This window comes from Pseudomonas laurylsulfativorans, assembly GCF_002906155.1.
Classification (GTDB): Bacteria; Pseudomonadota; Gammaproteobacteria; order Pseudomonadales; family Pseudomonadaceae; genus Aquipseudomonas; species Aquipseudomonas laurylsulfativorans.
Genome location: NZ_MUJK01000001.1, coordinates 187278 through 207500, shown reverse-complemented (window position 1 = coordinate 207500; position 20223 = coordinate 187278). Strand labels below are relative to the sequence as shown.

Annotated in this window: 11 protein-coding genes; 3 read left to right on the top strand and 8 right to left on the bottom strand. The window is 61.4% G+C overall.

Annotation, left to right across the window (positions count from 1 at the left end; all coding sequences use genetic code 11):
- Positions 1 to 92 precede the first annotated feature (92 nt).
- The 7 genes from B0D71_RS00880 to B0D71_RS00855 form a co-directional block, all read right to left on the bottom strand.
- On the bottom strand, positions 93 to 3908 hold the full coding sequence (locus B0D71_RS00880) for a beta strand repeat-containing protein (RefSeq protein ID WP_103393047.1): 3816 nt from the start codon (positions 3906 to 3908) through the stop codon (positions 93 to 95).
- A 358-nt stretch (positions 3909 to 4266) separates the two neighbouring features.
- On the bottom strand, positions 4267 to 5601 hold the full coding sequence (locus tag B0D71_RS00875) for an APC family permease (protein WP_103393046.1): 1335 nt from the start codon (positions 5599 to 5601) through the stop codon (positions 4267 to 4269).
- Position 5602: 1 nt separating this feature from the next.
- Positions 5603 to 5731 carry a hypothetical protein gene (locus tag B0D71_RS32050; protein WP_276310309.1) on the bottom strand — a complete coding sequence of 43 codons (129 nt, stop codon included), beginning with the start codon at positions 5729 to 5731 and terminating at the stop codon, positions 5603 to 5605.
- 17 nt (positions 5732 to 5748) lie between these two features.
- The gene (locus B0D71_RS00870; protein ID WP_103393045.1) at positions 5749 to 7074 is read right to left on the bottom strand and encodes an alginate export family protein; all 1326 of its coding nucleotides are present in this window, start codon (positions 7072 to 7074) and stop codon (positions 5749 to 5751) included.
- 183 nt (positions 7075 to 7257) lie between these two features.
- Positions 7258 to 8892 (bottom strand): amidohydrolase, encoded by a 1635-nt coding sequence (locus tag B0D71_RS00865; RefSeq protein ID WP_165798667.1) that lies wholly within the window; start codon positions 8890 to 8892, stop codon positions 7258 to 7260.
- 54 nt (positions 8893 to 8946) lie between these two features.
- A complete protein-coding gene (locus B0D71_RS00860; RefSeq protein WP_103393043.1) occupies positions 8947 to 10059 on the bottom strand; it encodes a polyamine ABC transporter substrate-binding protein in 1113 nt (370 codons plus the stop codon).
- A 105-nt stretch (positions 10060 to 10164) separates the two neighbouring features.
- Positions 10165 to 10980, bottom strand: a complete 816-nt coding sequence (locus tag B0D71_RS00855; protein WP_103393042.1) for a carbon-nitrogen hydrolase family protein — start codon at positions 10978 to 10980, stop codon at positions 10165 to 10167.
- Between the two features lie 129 nt (positions 10981 to 11109).
- Between B0D71_RS00855 and B0D71_RS00850 the strand changes: the two genes are divergently transcribed.
- From B0D71_RS00850 to B0D71_RS00840, 3 genes are all read left to right on the top strand, one after another.
- The gene (locus B0D71_RS00850; RefSeq protein WP_103393041.1) at positions 11110 to 11904 is read left to right on the top strand and encodes a helix-turn-helix domain-containing protein; all 795 of its coding nucleotides are present in this window, start codon (positions 11110 to 11112) and stop codon (positions 11902 to 11904) included.
- 222 nt (positions 11905 to 12126) lie between these two features.
- Positions 12127 to 12435 carry a hypothetical protein gene (locus tag B0D71_RS31160; RefSeq protein WP_133160904.1) on the top strand — a complete coding sequence of 103 codons (309 nt, stop codon included), beginning with the start codon at positions 12127 to 12129 and terminating at the stop codon, positions 12433 to 12435.
- 60 nt (positions 12436 to 12495) lie between these two features.
- Complete coding sequence (locus B0D71_RS00840) at positions 12496 to 19512, top strand: Calx-beta domain-containing protein (RefSeq protein WP_103393039.1); 7017 nt, start codon at positions 12496 to 12498, stop codon at positions 19510 to 19512.
- A 188-nt stretch (positions 19513 to 19700) separates the two neighbouring features.
- On the opposite strand, the gene B0D71_RS00835 is transcribed toward B0D71_RS00840, so the two are convergent.
- Positions 19701 to 20141, bottom strand: a complete 441-nt coding sequence (locus B0D71_RS00835) for a CBS domain-containing protein (RefSeq protein ID WP_103393038.1) — start codon at positions 20139 to 20141, stop codon at positions 19701 to 19703.
- Positions 20142 to 20223: the final 82 nt, after the last annotated feature.

Genomic DNA, 20223 nt, shown 5'->3' with positions numbered 1-20223 from the left:
TCAATATCAACGAAAACCAACTCGCCCTGGAGCATCTAGAAAATCAAGGGTGACTCGCTACGCGCCACCCTGTCAGATGCCAGATTCGCAAGTTAAAGCATAAAGTCCGCCGTGGTCGCGCTGTTGAGACCGACTATCTGGATGGCGAACTCGGCAGCGCTGTCGGCATCGGTATTGCCGTAGAGCACGCCCCCTGAAACCTTCAACTGACCGGCCGCACTGAAGGCAGCGGTACTGCCGATGACCGAGTTAAAGGCTTCATTGGTGGCCGTCGCCGTGTTGGCATCCAGCGTCGACAGGTCAATCTTGTCGGCTCCCCGGACGAAGTCGCTGATGATGTCCCAGGTGGCGCTGGTCAGCCCCGTTTCAGCGAGGGCGTTGAAATCGAATATGTCGTTGCCGGCGCCGCCGGTGAGAACATCCTTGCCCATTCCGCCGATCAGGATGTCATTGCCGGTGCCGCCGCTTAGCTGGTTGGCGGCAGCGTTGCCCGTGAGTGTGTCGTTGTAGTTGGAACCCGTGAGGTTTTCGATGGCGATCAGGGTGTCTGAGCCTGAGCCGCCGGTGGCCTGGGCCGTGGTCACGGCGAGGCTGGCGCTGACGGCGCTGCCGGCATAGGCGTAGGAGGCCGTGTCAGTGCCGGTGCCGCCATTGAGCACGTTGTTGCCGGCCCCGGCATAGAGGGTGTTGTTGAGGCTGTTGCCTGTCAGGGCGGCGGCCCCGGTGGCGAGGACCCGACCATATTCGACATTGGTGCCGAGGGTGTAGGCGCCGAGAGAGCTGAAGACCGTGTCGCTGCCGCCGGTGCTGACAATCGCATTGGTTTCAACCACTACGTCGCCAGCGTTGTCGACGTAGTAGAGGTCGGAACCATCGCCGCCCGTCATCCTGTCAACGCCTGCGCCGCCATCCAGAACGTCATTGCCCGCCCCACCGTCGAGCGTATCGTTACCGACGCCACCGTTCAGCAAGTTAGCCGCGGCGTTGCCCGTGAGCGTGTCGTTGTAGTTGGAACCGGTGAGGTTTTCGATGGCGATCAGGGTATCGGCGCCCGAGCCGCCGGTGGCCTGGGCCGTGGTCACGGCGAGACTGACGGTGACTGCACTGCCGGCATAGAAGTAGGACGCCGTATCGACGCCGGTGCCGCCATTGAGGACGTTGTTGCCGACTTCGGCATAGAGGGTGTTGTTGAGGTCGTTGCCCGTGAGGGCGGCGATCCCGGTGGCGAGGAGGCGACCGTTCTCGACATTGTCGCTGAGGGTGTAGGCGCCGAGAGAGCTGTAGACCATGTCGCTGCCGCCGGTGCTGGCCGTGGCATTGGTTTCAACCACGGCGTCGCCAGCGTTGTCGACGTAGTAGATGTCGGAGCCATCACCGCCCGTCATCCCGTCGGAGCCAGTGCCACCATTCAAAACGTCATTGCCCCCACCACCGTCGAGCGTATCGTTTTCGGCACCACCGCTCAGCAGGTTGGCGGCGGCGTTGCCCGTCAGCCTGTCGTTGTAGTTGGAGCCGGTGAGATTTTCGATGGCGATCAGGGTGTCGGCGCCTGACCCGCCGGTGGCCTGGGCCGTGGTCGCGGCCAGGCTGACGGTGATTGCGCTGCCGGCATAGAGGTAGGAGGCGGTGTCGACGCCGATGCCACCATTGAGGACGTTGTTGCCGACCCCGGCATAAAGGGTGTTGTTCAGGCCGTTACCCGTCAGGGCGGCGATCCCGGTGGCGAGGACGCGCCCATTCTCGACATGGGTGCCGAGGGTGTAGGCGTTGAGAAAGCTGTAGACCGTGTCGCTGCCGCCGGTGCTGACCGTGGCATTGGTTTCAACCACGACGTCAGCCGCGTTGTCGACGTAGTAGATGTCAGAACCATCATCCCCCGTCATCCTGTCGACGCCTGCGCCGCCATTTAAAAAGTCATTGCCGGCACCGCCGTAGAGCAGGTTGGCGGCAGCGTTACCGGTCAGCGTGTTGGCGAGGCTGTTGCCCGTGCCTGTGAGCGCCGCGCTGCCCGTGAGGGTCAGGTTCTCCTGGTAGTTACCGAGGGTGCGGCTGACGCTGGAAACGACGGTGTCAACGCCACCGGTGGCGGAGGTTTCGCTGACCACGTCGCTGGCATGGTCGACGTAGTAGATGTCATTGCCCAGGCCGCCGATCATCACATCGGCGCCGGCACCGCCGTTGAGCGTATTGGCGGCGGCGTTGCCGGTCAGCGTGTTGGCGAGGCCGTTACCGGTGCCATTGATCGTTGAAGTCCCGGTAAGCGTCAGGTTCTCCAGGTTGGCACCCAGCACCCAGCTCACAGCCGACTTGACCGTGTCAGTGCCGGCACCCAGCTCTTCACGAAGTTGAATCAGGCTGTCGCCCACTGCATAAGTATCATTGCCGGTGCCCCCGGCCAGCAGCATGTTGCCTTGACCGTTCAGCGTGTCGTCACCGCTCCCGCCAGTGACCTCCAGCCGCATCGCGGTGCCATCGGCACTGAAGCGCTGGACATGGATACCGTCATTAACATGACTGGACTGTCCTATGGACACCCAGGTCACTGCCCAGCCGCCGTCTTCCAGAGCCGTGACCTTGGCGGAAATCTGTGAGCCGTCGGTGGTGGTGTTGACCAGGGTTTCGCCACCGACGGCTTGGCCCGCGGCGTTGTAGCGCTGGGCATAGATAGCCATTCCACTGCCATCCTGTTCGCCGCCCGATTCCCAGGTCACCACCCAGCCGCCATCAGCCAATGCCGTTACATCGGAGAAACTCTGAGACTGAGTGGCAAAGTGAGGGCTGTTTATGACGAGGGTTTCACCGCCGACCGCCTGACCATTGGCGTTATAGCGCTGGAAGTAGATGTCGCTACTATTGGTAGCAACGCTGGTTGATGACCAGCTCACTAGCCAGCCACCATCGTTCAAGGCCGTGACCGCAGGAATGTACTGGACATCCAGCGTGTTGGTGTTTACCTGAGTTTCGCTGCCTACCCTGTTACCGGTTGCATCGTAACGCTGGGCATAAATATCGAAGCGGCTTTCGTCTGGGTGATTCGCATGCCAGGTCACCAGCCAGCCACCGTCCTTCAGGGCCGTCACGTCAGTGCTGTAGTGTACGATCTGATTATCCCCAGTCGTCGTGTTGACCTGGGTTTCACCCCCCACAGCCATGCCCGCTGCGTCATAGCGTTGGGCCTCGATCGTGAAGTTATTGCCAGCGACGTCCCGCGACATCCATACCACCAGCCAACCACCATCACCCAGTGCTGTAACAGCCGGGCTGTTCTGGCTTTCAGCCGTGTGGGTATTGACGCGCCATGGTTCACCCACGGCTTCACCAGCCGCGCTGAACCGCCGGGCATAGATGTCGCCAGTGTCGACAAACTGATAGGTGTACCAGGTAACCACCCAGCCACCGTCAGCCAGCCCGGCGACATCGGAATATTCCTGATTGTATTGCGAAGGGGCGACAGCAATCTCATCGCCCAGCTTCTCGCCTGCTGCACTGTAGCGTTGGATTAAAATATCCTTCCCATTGACGACTGGATCAGAGGACTGCAAGGACACCAGCCACCCACCGTCGGCCAGCCCGGTGATGGAGATACTGTCGTAAGTCATCGGCGTCAGCGTACTAACCCGACTTTCACCGCCCGCTTTGACGCTCAGAAGCCTGTCGGCGAATTGCAGGCTTTCGATATTACGCAGGTAATCGGTACCTTCATCGCCACCCACGACATTCAGGTCGGTGACCGTCAGTTGGCCGTTGCTCCATCCAAAGCGGTAGTCGGCGGCGTTGCCCGTATAGATAGCCTTATCCTGGCCCGCACCGCCGTCGAGAATGTCATCCCCCGCCAGGCCGGTAATGCTGTCGGCCTCACTTGTCCCCAAACGATCATCGTTGCTCGTAGTGCCTGTTATCACGGCCATGTGTGATTGTTCCTTCATTCAGGGCCGCAAGTGGCAACCCACGCGGCGGTGTTGTTATTTGTCACCAGTAACAGGCGAGGTGAAGCCGCAGGTCAGCACTCATTTTCATTGAGTTCGCTCATGGCCAAGGTGCTTGCGCTGGTGAACCGGGTGACAAACCCGGCTGCGCTGTGCGCATCGGTGTCGCCGTAGAGCCCCCGCTTGCAACCTTCTACTGCCCGGCCGCACAGAGAGTGGCACTCATTGTATATAGCCATTTGCCACCCCGCTCGTCCGGTCGTCGCCTCCCATCACTTGGGCAAGCTGTGCGCACAACTGCTGGCAGGCATACAGAAGCCCTCGAAAACAACCGCTGACACTACCCCCCTGCTCGCTCGGTCATGTTCAGCTCCGGTGCGGATCGGCGGAAGCCGCGTGTCAGCCAAATGAGGTAGATCACGCCAATTGCCAGCCAGCAGAGCCCGATGGTGATCGCAGTCGAACTCAGCTGGCTCACCAGGTAAAGGTTCACGCACATCCCCAGCAGCGGAAACAGCAGATACCCAAACAGTCCGAGTCGGCGGGTTCGGCGGGTTCGGTAGAAGTAGCAGATGACACACAGGTTCACCGCCGTAAAACCGAGGAAGGCGCCGAAGTTGATGAATGAGGTTGCCATTTCGACCGTGATGTTCAAGCCGATCAACCCGATGACGCTCGTGAACAGCAGGTTGAAAACCGGTGTTCGGGTCCTGGGGTGCAATGTACCGAACAGCGGCCTGGGCAGCACATCTGCCCGTCCCATGAAGTACAGCAGACGGCTGGTGCTCAACTGTACGATGAGACCCGAGGCGAACCCGGAGACGATGAATCCGAGGTTGAGCCAATCCGCAAAGGCTTGCCCGCCGACCTCAACGGACATCAGGTAGGAAGCAATCTGCGCGTCTTCGAACACGCCCCCGGGATGCACCAGTTGCATGATGTACGCCACCAGCGCAAACAGCAGCCCCGCCGTTGCCATCACCAACACCACGGCTCGTGGAATGTTGCGTTTCGCGTCGCGAGTGTCCTCGGCCATGGTGGTGACCGCGTCGAAACCGAGATAGGAATAGGCTGCCACGGCGGCAGCCGCCGATACACCGACGAGCGTACTGCTGGCGTTCCATAGCGGCTCAGTCAGGGAGACCGGTGGCTCATGCCCGAGGAAAATCAGGCAAAAAACCACAAACAACAATACTAGGACGATACCCAATCCAGTCAGCAACTTGTTCGTGCGATCAGCCAGGCTCAACCCCAAGATGTTGACCAAGGTCGTCAGCACGATGTTGATTAGCATCCAGGCCCACACGGGTATCGCAGGGAACTGCACATTGAGGAAAACCGACTGAACCAGCCAGGCGACCATGGGCATGAACAGGTAGTCGAGCAGGATCAACCAGCCGACCAGAAAGCCCAACTGGCTGCCCAGCATTTGCCGGGCATAAAAATAGGCAGAGCCGGAAACGGGAAAAAGCCTGGCCATCTTGGCGTAGCTCAATGCCGATAACAGCATGGCGCCGGTGGCCAGCAGGAAGGCGCTGGGCGCGGTGCCTGAACTGACCTGGGCGATGACGCCGAAAATCACCAGCACCAGGCTGGGCGCCATGTACGCGAGACCGAACAGCACCACAGAGGTCAGACTGAGGCTGGCGGTCAATTTGACGGGATTATTGGACATCTCAAATCTCCATCCCGAGGGTCAGGGCGATGAAGAAAATGGGTTCGGCACTGAAGCGCCCGGTTACTGCGTTGATCACGGCGATAGTCCTGTGGTTGATGAACGCGGACGCAGCCGAAAGCGGCCACATCCACACTCGGGTTTGGCTCAATAGCGGTAGGAGATGAACATCTCGACGGCACTGAAGTCGTCGTTGCCGTAGGTTTCGCGGGCCGCCGCCAGGGGCTTGACCCAGTTGTACGACACGCTGGTATAGACACTGGCGGTCGGGGTCCACTCAAGGAACACGACATTCTCGTCGGCGAAGCGTCGGTCGCTGACCGACACACCGTTGAGCACTTTTTCATCCAGGCTGAACTGGTAATGAATGCCGCCCAGGCTAACGGTTGGCGTCAGGTGAGTGCGCAGCGTCCACTGACTGACGCGCTCGTTGCTGTTGAACAGCAGGTAATTGCCGACGACGTCGCCAATCAGCCAGGTGCCCCAATCGACGTAGCCCTTGCTGAGTGGGTCCCAGGCTTTCTTCTTGGCATCGCTGGGGTCGTCGTCACCGGAGAAGTAGGCATAGCGGTAACTCAACAGTGGCTGCAACGCCACTGAGGGGAACGCATAGTCGGCCTGGGCGTACCAGGCGCTGGCGTCGTAGTCGACGCCGGCACCGCTGCCGCGCTCGACCGCATATTCGCCATGCAGCGTCAGGTCATCCAGGCCGGGCACCTTGCCCTGCAACGCACGCAGGTTGTAGACCTGCATCCCCTCGCGCGGGTTCTGGAGATTGGCTTCACGGTCCAGGGAGTTGACCTTCATCGCCATGGCCCCCAGCGTCACCGCACCGGACAGGTCGTAATCGACGTTCAGGCCGTTCATGCGAAAGTCACCCAGATCGTCGTCCGTGCGCAAGCTGAAGGCCTGGGCGCTGAGGCGATCATGGCCGTAACGCACGATGGCGGAGTCGCGAAACGCCGTACGCGGGCCAATCCAGTAGGCGCCATCGTCGAAGAAATCCAGGTTGCCATCCATGACGATGAACCCTGTGCCGACCTTGAAGTCCTGTCGTCCGACGCTGAGCGTCCAGTCGCCCTTGCGCACACCGGCATAGAACGCCTCGACAGAAAGGTCATGGTCTGAACTGCGGGTGTAGCCACCGGCATCGCCGTCGCCAAACGTGGCGGCCCCTACGGCCGACGCACCGCCAAATACTTCAAGGCCCGAATTGAGTTCGTAGCCGAGGGTCGCGCCGGGTTTCAGATACATCTCCTGCCAATCGGCACGCTCGCCGGTGTTACGGCCGTTGCGCAGGTCTACGCGCCCGGCTCCGAAATTGACGTTACCGGCGTTGATGCTGGCCGCGCCGGCGGCCAGGGTAGCCTCCCCTTTGACGTCGCCCGCCTCGAATGCATACCCCGCAAACGCACACTGGCTGATCAACGCGCCGAGCGCCGAAAGCGCCCGCACCTGGGTGATGAAGGACATACTGATTTCTCCCGATTGTTCTTGTTGTAATGGCAAATCTGCTGCCTGCGAATGCGTCCACGGCTGCGACAGGAGCCCCCTGCCGCAATTCACGCGCACGCACTAACCCCCCAGGCCTGGCGGCCCGAAACAGAGGGTGAGGTGAATTGATTGGCGTGGAAGGCCCCGTTCAGGGGCGATCAGTCAGCCGAAGTCTGGCGACCGATGCACTTCTTGCCCTTCCAGCAGGGTGAGCAGCACCTGGGTCTGAGCGATTTCGCCGGGATCGATTTCGAACAGATTGCGGTCGAGCAGGATGAGATCCGCGTACTTTCCCACGCTAAGGCTGCCGGTGCAGTCATCGCGCCAGGCAGCATGGGCAGCATTGAGCGTGTAACCACGGATCGCATCCTCGATGCTGATGCGGTGTTGCGGGTTGTGTACCGGATCGTCGGGACCGGCACCGACGTTTTGGCGGGTGACGGCCGACTGCAAGATCTCGAACGGATCATAGGTACTGACGCCCCAGTCGCTGCTCATCATGCAGGTCACCCCTTTTCGCACAAAAGCACCGATGGGGAAGATCCACTCGCTGCGTTCCGCGCCAAGCATGGCTTCAGCGATGGCGTCGGCCTCGGGTTGCGGCTGGGCCCACAAGGGCTGGAAATTGGCCAGGATGCCCAGGGACGAGAAGCGGGGAATGTCTGCCGGCGCCACGACTTGCAGGTGAGCCAATTGGTGACGCGAATCCCACTGGCCATTTATCTGGCGGGCATGCTCGATTCCGTCCACGGCGGCGCGTACCGCGCCGTCGCCAATGGTGTGAACGTGCAACTGGAACTTCTCCCGATCAAACGCCGCAAAGCAGGTGTTGATCTGTTCCCGGGTGAACATCAACTCGGCATTCCCACCCGTGTCGCAACGCGGTTGCAGGAACACGGCCGTACCGCTTTCCAGCACGCCGTCGAGGAAAAACTTTGCCGAGTGCATGCTGACCCGGTCGCCCCGGTAGATTTCGCGCAGGTCCTTGAGTTCGCGAAGTTGCTCGTCCAGCGGCTTGTGCGCGAAAACCTTCGAGGTAGCGCGGACCCGCAGCGTCAAATCACCGCGATCATGGGAGGCCTGGTAGTTTTTCATGTAATTGCGATTGACCATGGCATCCAGCACGCCGGTGATACCGCGACGGTTGAACTCCTTGCTGTAGTGCTGCATGGCCTCCAGGTACTCTTCATCCGTGTACCCGGGTGCGATGCGGTTCATCGCCCAGATGGCATCCTCCAACAGCCATCCCTTGGGTGTGTCGTCGGCGTTGCGCACATAGCTACCGTTCGCAGGCTCTGGGCTGCCTGCGGTCACCCCGGCGATCTCGAAGGCGGCGCTGTTGGCCCAGCCGTTGTGGTAATCGTTGGCGAGCATCAGCGCCGGGCGCCCTCCCGTCACGCTGTCCAGTAATTCCTTGGTGAGTTCCTCCGGGTTGAACACGCTGGAGGAGAAACCGACGCCACGAATCCAGGCCTTGTCGGGATGGCGTTCGGCGAACTCGCGAATGGCGGCCAGCAGTTCGTCAAGGTTGGCGGCGGCGTACAACGACGCATTGTGATAAAGGTCGGCACTGCTCAGTTGAAAGTGCACATGGGTGTCTTGCAAACCGGGCAGCATCAATTGCCCTTGTGCGTTGATGCGGCGCGTCTCGACGCCGGCCATGCGTTCGATGTCTACGTTGTCGCCCACGGCGACGATGCGCCCTTGATGCACGGCAATGGCCTGGGCCCTGGGCAGGCTCGGGTCCATGGTGTGGATGTCAGCGTGGGTGATGATCAAGTCTGCTGCGATAGTCATGGCAACTCCGGTCATTCAATTTCTTGTTATGCGAAGGGTTGGCGGGGGCGACACTCAGGTGCCACTTTTCACCTTGCTCCAGAGTCGGGTACGCAGGCGTTCCAGTTTGAGTGGCAGTGTTTCTAGGGGGTAGAGCGTGGCCATGACTTCTTTGGTTGGGTACACACCCGGATTGTCCCGCAACTGCGGATCGATGAAGGCCGAGGCGTCCTTGTTGCCGTTGGGATAGCCGACGTAGTTGGAACTCTTGGCAATCACTTGCGGGCGCAGCATGTAGTTGATGAAGTCGTAGCCCTGCTGCGGGTGGGGAGCATCCTTGAGCAGCACCATGTTTTCAAACCAGACCGGCGCGCCCTCTCGCGGAATGCTGTAGGCCAGTTTGACGCCGTTGTTGGCATGGTCTGCAGTGACTTTCGCGTTGTAGACGGAGCCACCCCATGCGACCACGGCGCAGATATCGCCATTGGCCAGGTCCGTGATGAATTTCGAGGAATCGAAATAACGGACGTACGGGCGGATCTTGCGCAGCAAGTCCTCGGCCTTGAGGTAATCCTCGGGTTTTTTGCTGTTCGGTGGCAGGCCCAGATAGTGCAGCGCGATAGGTACGATCTCTACGGGTGCATCCAGCATCGCCACGCCACACTGGCTGAGTTTTGAGATGTTTTCTTCTTTGAAGATCAGGTCCCAGGAATCTACCGGAGCGTTGGCTCCCAACAGTTGTTCGACCTTGGTCTTGTCATAGCCAATCCCTGTCGTGCCCCACATATAGGGGACCGCGTAGCGATTACCCGGATCATTGCCTTGAAGCTTTGCCAGAACATCCGGGGCCAGGTGCGACCAGTTGCCCATACGTTCACGATCCAGCTCCTGAATCACCCCGGCCTTTGTCAGGCTGGGCAACAGGTCGTCAGGCACCATCACCACGTCATAACCGGTACGTCCGGCCATCAACTTGCTTTCCATCACTTCGGCATTGTCGAAGGCGTCCCAGATCAGCGAGATACCCGTGTCCGCCTGGAACTCCTTGGGCGTTTCCGGTGCCAGGAAATCCGACCAGTTATACAAGTGCACGCGCGGCGGTTCGGCCCACGCGACACCGAGACCGGCGCCGGCAGCGACCCCGAACAGCGCGACGAGGCTGAACTTCATCAAGCGGGAAAACTTCATGGGATGCTCCTGGCTGATTGCGCGTTGTTTCCTGACGCGCCATCAGCTGACTGTTACTGAATTATTGTTATGTATTGAGCGACGCCGGCGGATGTAACGCCCCGCTTAAGGAATCAGCAGTTCGCGTCGGCCATCCGGATGATCAATACGCTCCCCAGGTAACTTGAAGCGCTGGTCTTCGCGATAGTCGTAGACGGCTCTGGCGTCGGCGAGTTGAGTCATGTCCAGCTCAATGACATGGCGGCTCTCCTGGCGTCCACTCTCGAGCAATACATGACCAAAGGGGTCAATCACTGCACTGCCCCCGGCGAACACCGTGTCGTCGTCACCCTGGCCGACCCGGTTCACCACCACGGCAAACACCTGGTTTTCCTGGGCACGCGCGGTGACCGAGGTGCGGTGTACGTGACCGTATGGCTCCATGTTGCCATCGGTGACCAGAATCAGCTCTGCGCCGAGGGCCGCCACGGCGCGGGCTGTTTCCGGGAACTCGGTGTCGTAGCAGATCAACAGACCGATACGCACACCACGCCACTCCACGGTGCCATAGCGGTCGCCAGGCAATACCAGGCCAGGCTCGGAGACCCAGAGGTGGGTCTTGCGGTAGCTCAGTTGAATACCTTCAGGGGTGATGAAAAGCGTCGTGTTGTAAAAATTCCCGCCATCGTTTTCGATCAACCCCACCACCACCGCGACGTTACGCTCATGCGCGGCCTGCAGGATGGCCTGGACACTGGGGTTATCCAGCGACAGGGCCTGTTCGGCAATGTTCTGGTAGTTCAGGAAACCGGTGATCTGCGCCTCGGGAAACAACACGATATCGGTGTCAGGTGCGCATTGAGCGATGGCATCAAGAGTGCGTCGCAAATTGTACGCGGTATCGCCATCACGCCCCGCCAGTTGTAGGAGTTCGAGCTTCATATTCGGACCTTGTTATCAGGGTAAATCCCGGTCAGGAAGTAAGTGACTTTTGCAAAAGGTCGATGCAATTATGCGTTTTGCCAGCGATTTTCCTATCACGTCGAGTGATTAACCCCAGGGGGTATATGCATGACACCAACGCTCCAGGACATGGCCTGGCATCGCTCTGCCGGTCAATTGATCGAACACCTGGACAAGACTGACTTCTGGCGAAGCCTGAGCCGGCTGATAGGCGAATACGTTCCGGTCGATACCTGGGCGGTGCTGCTGTTCAGCGACGGCCGCCCTTTTGCCTTCGCCGAAAGCCCGTATCAAGGCGAGGGACCGGACCCGCTGTTCCACGATTACATCAGGGGCCTGTACCTGCTCGATCCCTTCTACATCGCCAATCGCGAGCAACCCGCCACCGGGCTGTACCGCTTGGCGGACGTGGCACCGGAACGCTTCAAGGAGACGGAATACTACGAGCGCTACTTCACCCACTACGTAGAGCAGGACGAAGTGCAATACAACGTGAAACTCGACGAGGCCCGCAGCGTGTGCCTGTCATTGGGAACTCGTCAGCTGTTCACGCCGGAACAGATTTCGCTGCTGGAAATGATCCGCCCCTGGGTCGTGGGCCTGATGCGCCAGCGCATGTTTTTCGAAAGTGCGATGGCTGAAAGCGTCCCTCGCCAGGCACCGCGCTGGCAAGACAATCTGGAAGAGGCAATGGTGCGCCTGGGCACTCCCCTGACCGCCAGAGAGCTCGACGTGATCCGTTTGATCTTAAGTGGCTGCTCGAACAAGGAAGTGGCCAGCAAGTTGAGCATCTCGGCAGAGACCGTCAAGGTCCACCGCCGGCACGTCTACGCGAAGCTGAACATAAAGTCGCCGCAGGAGCTGTTTTCACTATTTCTCAAGGCGCAGGTTGAAACGCAGTGAGGGAAAGCGAATGCTCCAGTGATCGTCCTGCAAACACCCTATTGGTGGGCAGTGTTTCCATGCTTCGAAAATTTCGTCAAATTTTTATCATTCTATAGACTACACTCTCCAAGCGATTGATCCGCCTCATAAGGGATGAAGATGTCTGCGCTCTGATGGCAGTGATCCCCTGTCCGGCCGGCTCGAAAATTGTTCAAACTTGAACATTCGAGGCGCTTGAGCATGGCAACACCAGCCATCCATGCGAGCGATACTACCGTTGGTCCGTCCGGCACCAACGCGGCGCTCACAGTGTTTCTCAGTGAGGCAAGCGCTATGACGATCACGGTCAGGCGGTCGTTTGCTGCAAAAAACGCGAAGGATGGTATCGGCTCCATCATCCAATCCGGGGTACTGACCTTCAACCCTGGCATCACGGAACTCGCGATCCCCGCCCTCGTCACCAACGACAACGCCCCCCCTCCCTCCGACCACAGCCCACCTGTGCTTGCTGCGGGGAATCACTACGGTCGAAAAAAACCCCCGCGATGACGACCACTTGTCTCTATCCCCTGTCGGCAGGTTAACCAGGTAACTCTAAGGAGGCTCGGTATGGCAACCCCAGTCATTCAAGTACGGCGCGTCGTTCTTGGTGAATTGAACGCAGATCCGACGCAATTTGTCGTTTGGCTCAGCGAGCCCAGCGCCACTCCCGTCACCGTGAACTGGTCGTTGCTCAGCCAGACAGCAACTGCTGGCACTGACTTTACCGGCGCTCCGCTTTCCAACGGAACGCTGACGTTTCCCGCTGGAATCACGGAACTTACGGTTCCCTTCAACATCACCAACGACGCATCCATTGAGGGCACGGAAACATTCAAACTGCGGCTTTCCGGTGCCAGCACCAATGCCCTGATCGGCGACACGGAGACCACTGCCACCATCGTCGACAACGACGCCCCCACGCCCACGCCTCGGGTCTCGGTCAGCGACTTCGTGATCGACGAGGAAACCCGCGAGGCCAGCTTTGCCATCACCCTGGACAACGCCGGCACGCAGGTGGTGACGCTGAACTACGCCACCCAGAACGGCACCGCGCTGGCCGGCTCGGACTATGTGGCCACCAGCGGCGCCTTGAGCTTTGCCGTGGGCGAGACCGCCAAAACCGTCAAGGTTGGCCTGGTCAACGACAGCCTGGCCGAGCTCTCCGAGCGCTTCAACCTGGTGCTCTCCGCCCTCACTGGCGGGGCCACCACAGTGGATGCCGTGGGCACGGCGACCATTCACGAGAACGATGCCACGCGAGTGGCCAACTCCGCCATCACGGTGGATGACGTCGTGGTCGGCGAAAGCGAGACCTATGTCGACTTCCTGGTGCGCCTGAACGCGCCCAATTTGGGCACGGTAACCGTCAACTACCAGAACCAAAATGATACCGCGAGAAACATCGATAACGACTACACCGCCGACACCGGCACGCTGACGTTCGCCGCCGGCGAGATGGTCAAGACCGTGCGCATCACGCTGGGCACGGCGTTCGCGGAGACTAACGACCTCGGGCGCGTCGAGAACTTCAAGCTCCAGCTGCTCACCCCTAGCGCCAACGCAACAATCGCACGCGCCGTGGGCACCGCGACCATCATCGACAACGACATCCCCACGCCCACGCCCCGGGTCTCGGTCAGCGACTTCGTGATCGACGAGGAAACCCGCGAGGCCAGCTTTGCCATCACCCTGGACAACGCCGGCACGCAGGTGGTGACGCTGAACTACGCCACCCAGAACGGCACCGCGCTGGCCGGCTCGGACTATGTGGCCACCAGCGGCGCCTTGAGCTTTGCCGTGGGCGAGACCGCCAAAACCGTCAAGGTCGGCCTGATCAACGACAGCCTGGCCGAGCTCTCTGAGCGCTTCAACCTGGTGCTCTCCGCCCTCACTGGCGGGGCCACCACGCTGGACGCCGTGGGCACGGCGACCATTCACGAGAACGATGCCACGCGAGTGGCCAACTCCACCATCACGGTGGATGACGTCGTGGTCGGCGAAAGCGAGACCTATGTTGACTTCCTGGTACGCCTGAACGCGCCCAATTTGGGCACGGTAACCGTCAACTACCAGAACCAAAATGATACCGCGAGAAACATCGATAACGACTACACCGCCGACACCGGCACGCTGACGTTCGCCGCCGGCGAGATGGTCAAGACCGTGCGCATCACGCTGGGCACGGCGTTCGCGGAGACCAACGACCTCGGGCGCGTCGAGAACTTCAAGCTCCAGCTGCTCACTCCTAGCGCCAACGCAACAATCGCACGCGCCGTGGGTACCGCGACCATCATCGACAACGACATCCCCACGCCCACGCCTCGGGTCTCGGTCAGCGACTTCGTGATCGACGAGGAAACCCGCGAGGCCAGCTTTGCCATCACCCTGGACAACGCCGGCACGCAGGTGGTGACGCTGAACTACGCCACCCAGAACGGCACCGCGCTGGCCGGTTCTGACTATGTGGCCACCAGCGGCGCCTTGAGCTTTGCCGTGGGCGAGACCGCCAAAACCGTCAAGGTTGGCCTGGTCAACGACAGCCTGGCCGAGTTCTCCGAGAGTTTCAATCTGGTGCTCTCCGGCCTCACCGGCGGGGCCACCACGCTGGACGCCGTGGGCACGGCCACCATCCACGGGAACGATGCCACGCGAGTGGCCAACTCCACCATCACGGTGGATGACGTCGTGGTCGGCGAGAGCGAGACCTATGCCGACTTCCTGGTGCGCCTGAACGCGCCCAATTTGGGCACGGTGACCGTCAACTACCAGAATATCAATGAAACCGCCAGAAACATCGATAACGACTACACCGCCGACACCGGCACGCTGACGTTCGCCGCCGGCGAGATGGTCAAGACCGTGCGCATCACGCTGGGCACGGCGTTCGCGGAGACCAACGACCTCGGGCGCGTCGAGAACTTCAAGCTCCAGCTGCTCACTCCTAGCGCCAACGCAACAATCGCGCGCGCCGAGGGTACCGCCACCATCATCGACAACGACACCCCCTCGCCCACGCCCGTGCTGTCAATTGCCGATGTGGTGGCCGATGAGCGCGACTCCATCGTGCAGGTCACCGTCGCACTCAACAATGCCGGTACAACAGCGGTGACAGTCGACTATGCGATACGGGGCAGCACCGCGACCGGAGGGGCTGACTATCGACCGCTTTCGGCTGGCTCGGTGGCCTTCGCGCCCGGCGAAACCGTCAAGACGATCCTGATTGGTCCGCTGAGTGACGGCATTACGGAAGGCCCGGAGCTGTTCGACGTGATGTTGTCAAATGCCGTCGGCGCAACGCTTGCGGATGCAAATGCACATGTCGTCATAGCGGGCAGCAACGGTGCAGTGCTCGGCAACCCCACTATCACTGTGGCCAACGTTGCCGCACTGGAAGGTACCGGCTACCTGGATTTTCTGGTGGCGCTGAGCAGCCCCAGCACCAATACGGTCTCGGTCAACTACACCACAGCCAATGGAACGGCAATCGCAGGATTCACCGGCGACTATATCGGCTCGTCCGATACCCTCAGGTTCGCACCGGGCGAGATGGTCAAGACGGTGCGTGTCGCGCTCAACGACGACGTCGCGGCTGAGGTTCCAGAAAGCTTCAGCTTGCGGCTCTCCGGCGCAGTCAATGCCGTGATTGGTACCGCCGCGGCAACCGGAACCATCCTGGATAACGAAAGCGCGTTGCCCGCCACACTTGCACTCGCGGGAACAGCCGGGCCGGATATCCTGCGCGGCACGCCGACAGCTGACACGCTGACCGGCTCGGCGGGTGATGACGTGCTGATAGGCGCTGCCGGCAATGACACCATGGAAGGTGGCACCGGCAATGACACCTACGTGGTCGAAGCCGCCGCGGATGTCGTGACGGAAGCAGCAGCGGCCGGTACGGACACCGTTCTTTCAAGCATCAGCTACGTCTTGGGCAACAACCTGGAGAACCTCTACCTGACAGGTATCGCCGCCATCAACGGCACCGGCAACGCCCTGGCCAACGTACTCACCGGCAACACCGCCAACAACATCCTCAATGGTGGCGCGGGCGTCGACCGCATGATTGGCGGGCTGGGCAACGACACCTATATCGTTGATAACACGCTGGATACCATTACCGAGCTGGCAGGCGGCGGCACCGATAGAGTGCAAAGTTCCGCCAACTATACGCTCAGCGCCGAACTCGAGAACCTCACGCTGGCCGGTGCCGCTGCCATCAACGGCACCGGCAACGCCCTGGCCAACGTGCTCACCGGCAACGCCGCCAACAACATTCTCAATGGCGGCGCAGGCGCCGATACCCTGAGCGGCGGGCTAGGCAATGACACCTATGTGGTGGACAACGCCGGCGACCTGGTCACCGAGGCGGCGGCCGCCGGCACCGACAGCGTGCTGTCGAGCATCAGCTACGTGCTCGGCGCCGAACTCGAGAACCTCACGCTGACTGGCGTCACCGCCATCAACGGCACCGGCAACGCCCTGGCCAACGTGCTCACCGGCAACGCCGCCAACAACGTCCTCAATGGCGGCGCGGGCGCCGACCTTATGATTGGCGGGTTGGGCAACGACACCTATGTGGTGGACAACGCCGGCGACCTGGTCACCGAGCTGGCGGCCGCCGGCACCGACACCGTGCAGTCGAGCATCAGCTATGTGCTCGGCGCCGAACTCGAGAACCTCACGCTGACCGGCGCCGCCGCCATCAACGGCACCGGCAACGCCCTGGCCAATGTGCTCACCGGCAACGCCGCCAACAACATCCTCAATGGCGGCGCGGGCGCCGACCTCATGATTGGCGGGCTGGGCAACGACACCTATGTGGTGGACAACGCCGGCGACCTGGTCACCGAGGCGGCGGCCGCTGGCACCGACACCGTGCAGTCGAGCATCAGCTACGTGCTCGGCGCCGAACTCGAGAATCTCACGCTGGCCGGTGCCGCCGCCATCAATGGCAGCGGCAACACCCTGGCCAACGTGCTCACAGGCAACGCCGCCAACAACGTGCTCAACGGCGGCACGGGCGCCGACCGCATGATTGGCGGGCTGGGTAACGACACCTATATCGTCGATAACACGCTGGATACCATTATCGAGCTGGCAGGTGGCGGCACAGATAGAGTGCAAAGCTCCGTCAGCTTTACGCTAGGCGCCGAACTCGAGAACCTCACGCTGGCCGGCACCGCTGCCATCAACGGCACCGGCAACGCCCTGGCCAACGTGCTCACCGGCAACGCCGCCAACAACATTCTCAATGGCGGCGCAGGCGCCGATACCCTGAGCGGCGGGCTGGGCAATGACACCTATGTGGTGGACAACGCCGGCGACCTGGTCACCGAGGCGGCCGCCGCTGGCACCGACACCGTGCAGTCGAGCATCAGTTACGTGCTCGGCGCCGAACTCGAGAACCTCACGCTGACTGGCGTCACCGCCATCAACGGAACCGGCAGCGCCCTGGCCAACGTGCTCACCGGCAACGCCGCCAACAATATCCTCAATGGCGGCGCAGGCGCCGACCTTATGATTGGCGGGTTGGGCAACGACACCTATGTGGTGGACAACGCCGGCGACCTGGTCACCGAGGCGGCGGCCGCTGGCACCGACACCGTGCAGTCGAGCATCAGCTACGTGCTCGGCGCCGAACTCGAGAACCTCACGCTGACCGGTGCCGCCGCCATCAACGGCAGCGGCAATGCCCTGGCCAACGTGCTCACCGGTAACACCGCCAACAACGTGCTCAACGGCGGTACGGGGGCCGACACCCTGAGCGGCGGGCTGGGCAACGACACCTATGTGGTGGACAACGCCGGCGACCTGGTCACCGAGGCGGCGGCCGCTGGCACCGACACTGTGCTGTCGAGCATCAACTACGTGCTCGGCGCCGAACTCGAGAACCTCAACCTGGCCGGCGTCGCCGCCATCAACGGCACCGGCAACGCCCTGGCCAACGTGCTCACCGGTAACGCCGCCAACAACATCCTCAATGGTGGCGCGGGCGTCGACCGCATGATTGGCGGGCTGGGTAACGACACCTATATCGTTGATAACACGCTGGATACTATTACCGAGCTGGCAGGCGGCGGCACCGATCGAGTGCAAAGCTCCGCCAACTATACGCTCAGCGCCGAACTCGAGAACCTCACGCTGGCTGGCGCCGCTGCCATCAACGGTACCGGCAACGCCCTGGCCAACGTGCTCACCGGCAACGCCGCCAACAACGTGCTCAATGGCGGCGCGGGGGCCGATACCCTGAGCGGCGGCCTGGGTAACGACACCTATGTGGTGGACAATGCCGGCGACCTGGTCACCGAGGCGGCGGCCGCCGGCACTGACACCGTGCAGTCGAGCATCGGCTACGTGCTCGGCGCCGAACTCGAGAACCTCACGCTCGCTGGCGCCGCTGCCATCAACGGTACCGGCAACGCCCTGGCCAACGTGCTCACCGGCAACGCCGCCAACAACATCCTCAATGGCGGCGCCGGCACCGACCTTATGATTGGCGGGCTGGGCAACGACACCTATGTGGTGGACAACGCCGGCGACCTGGTCACCGAGGCGGCGGCCGCGGGCACCGACACCGTGCAGTCGAGCATCAGCTACGTGCTCGGCGCCGAACTCGAGAACCTCACGCTGACCGGCGCCGCCGCCATCAACGGCACCGGCAACGCCCTGGCCAACGTGCTCACCGGCAACGCCGCCAACAACATCCTCAATGGCGGCGCGGGCGCCGACCTTATGATTGGCGGGTTGGGCAACGACACCTATGTGGTGGAGAACGCCGGCGACCTGGTCACCGAGGCGGCGGCCGCGGGCACCGATACCGTGCAGACGAGCATCAGTTACGTGCTCGGCGCCGAACTCGAAAACCTCACGCTGGCTGGCGCCGCTGCCATCAACGGCAGCGGCAATGCCCTGGCCAACGTGCTCACCGGTAACACCGCCAACAACGTGCTCAACGGCGGTACGGGGGCCGACACCCTGAGCGGCGGGCTGGGCAACGACACCTATGTGGTGGACAACGCCGGCGACCTGGTCACCGAGCTGGCGGCCGCCGGCACCGACACTGTGCTGTCGAGCATCAGCTACGTGCTCGGCGCCGAACTCGAGAACCTCAACCTGGCCGGCGTCGCCGCCATCAACGGCACCGGCAACGCCCTGGCCAACGTGCTCACCGGTAACGCCGCCAACAACATCCTCAATGACAATGTGGGGAACGATACCCTGGCCGGAGGTGCCGGCAATGACACGCTGACGGGAGGAGCCGGTGCGGACATCTTCAGCTTCAATACGGCCCTGAACGGCACGACCAACGTGGACACCCTCACCGACTTCACAACGGGCGTGGACCATTTCGCGCTGAGCCGTATCATCTTCAGCACCATCAGCGATCCCAGCCTGGCGGCAGGGGACTTCTTCCAGGCTGGTCCAGTGGCGCTGGATGCCGGCGACCGAATTCTGTACGACCAGACGAACGGGGCGCTGTCCTACGACGCGGATGGCACAGGCGCGACAGCGGCGATTCAGGTCGCCACCGTGGGCTCTACAGTGCATCCAGCGATGGCATTCACCGACTTCCTGCTGGTTTGAGGTGTGGGCAAATGGAGCCGCTGTCCGTGCCGGGGAGCCGGTGGCGCATGGTTGAGCCTGACACGGTGACTACCCGCATTTAGGTCCACTTCTGCCATCCTCATCGTCCATGGCAACGGGGGAACGAATGAGAACACCAACGGCTTGTCAAGGCAGTAGTTCCCTCGGCCCACCCTGCCCCGGTCGTTTTAATGTCCGCGAATGTAGTGTTCCAGTTGCCGGATCAGCTCGGCCTGCTCGACGATGGCTTCCTTGACCAGATCACCAATCGACAACAGGCCAATCAGTTGGTCGCCCTCCACCACCGGTAGATGGCGCAGATGACTGTCGGTCATGACCGCCATGCAACGTTCAATGCTCTGCTGACTGTCGGCTGTCACGACGGGCGCACTCATGATGGCCCGGACCGGTGTACCGACCGAAGAGCGCCCCTGTAGAACGACCTTGCGCGCATAGTCGCGTTCGCTGATAACGCCGATTACCTGGCCCTGCTCCATGACGGGTAGAGCACCGACATTTTTTTCCGCCATCATCTTCAATGCTTCAAGCACCATCTGGTCCGGCGCGATGCTATGCACCCGTCGGTTTTGCACAGCCTTGAGCTGCAGCAGTTGTGCGGCTGTTTTCATGCGAGCCTCCGATACTGTTTGTCATTGATCATCGACTCCGCCGGAGCCTGGCATGAATCATTAATTGAATGGGCGCTCAGCC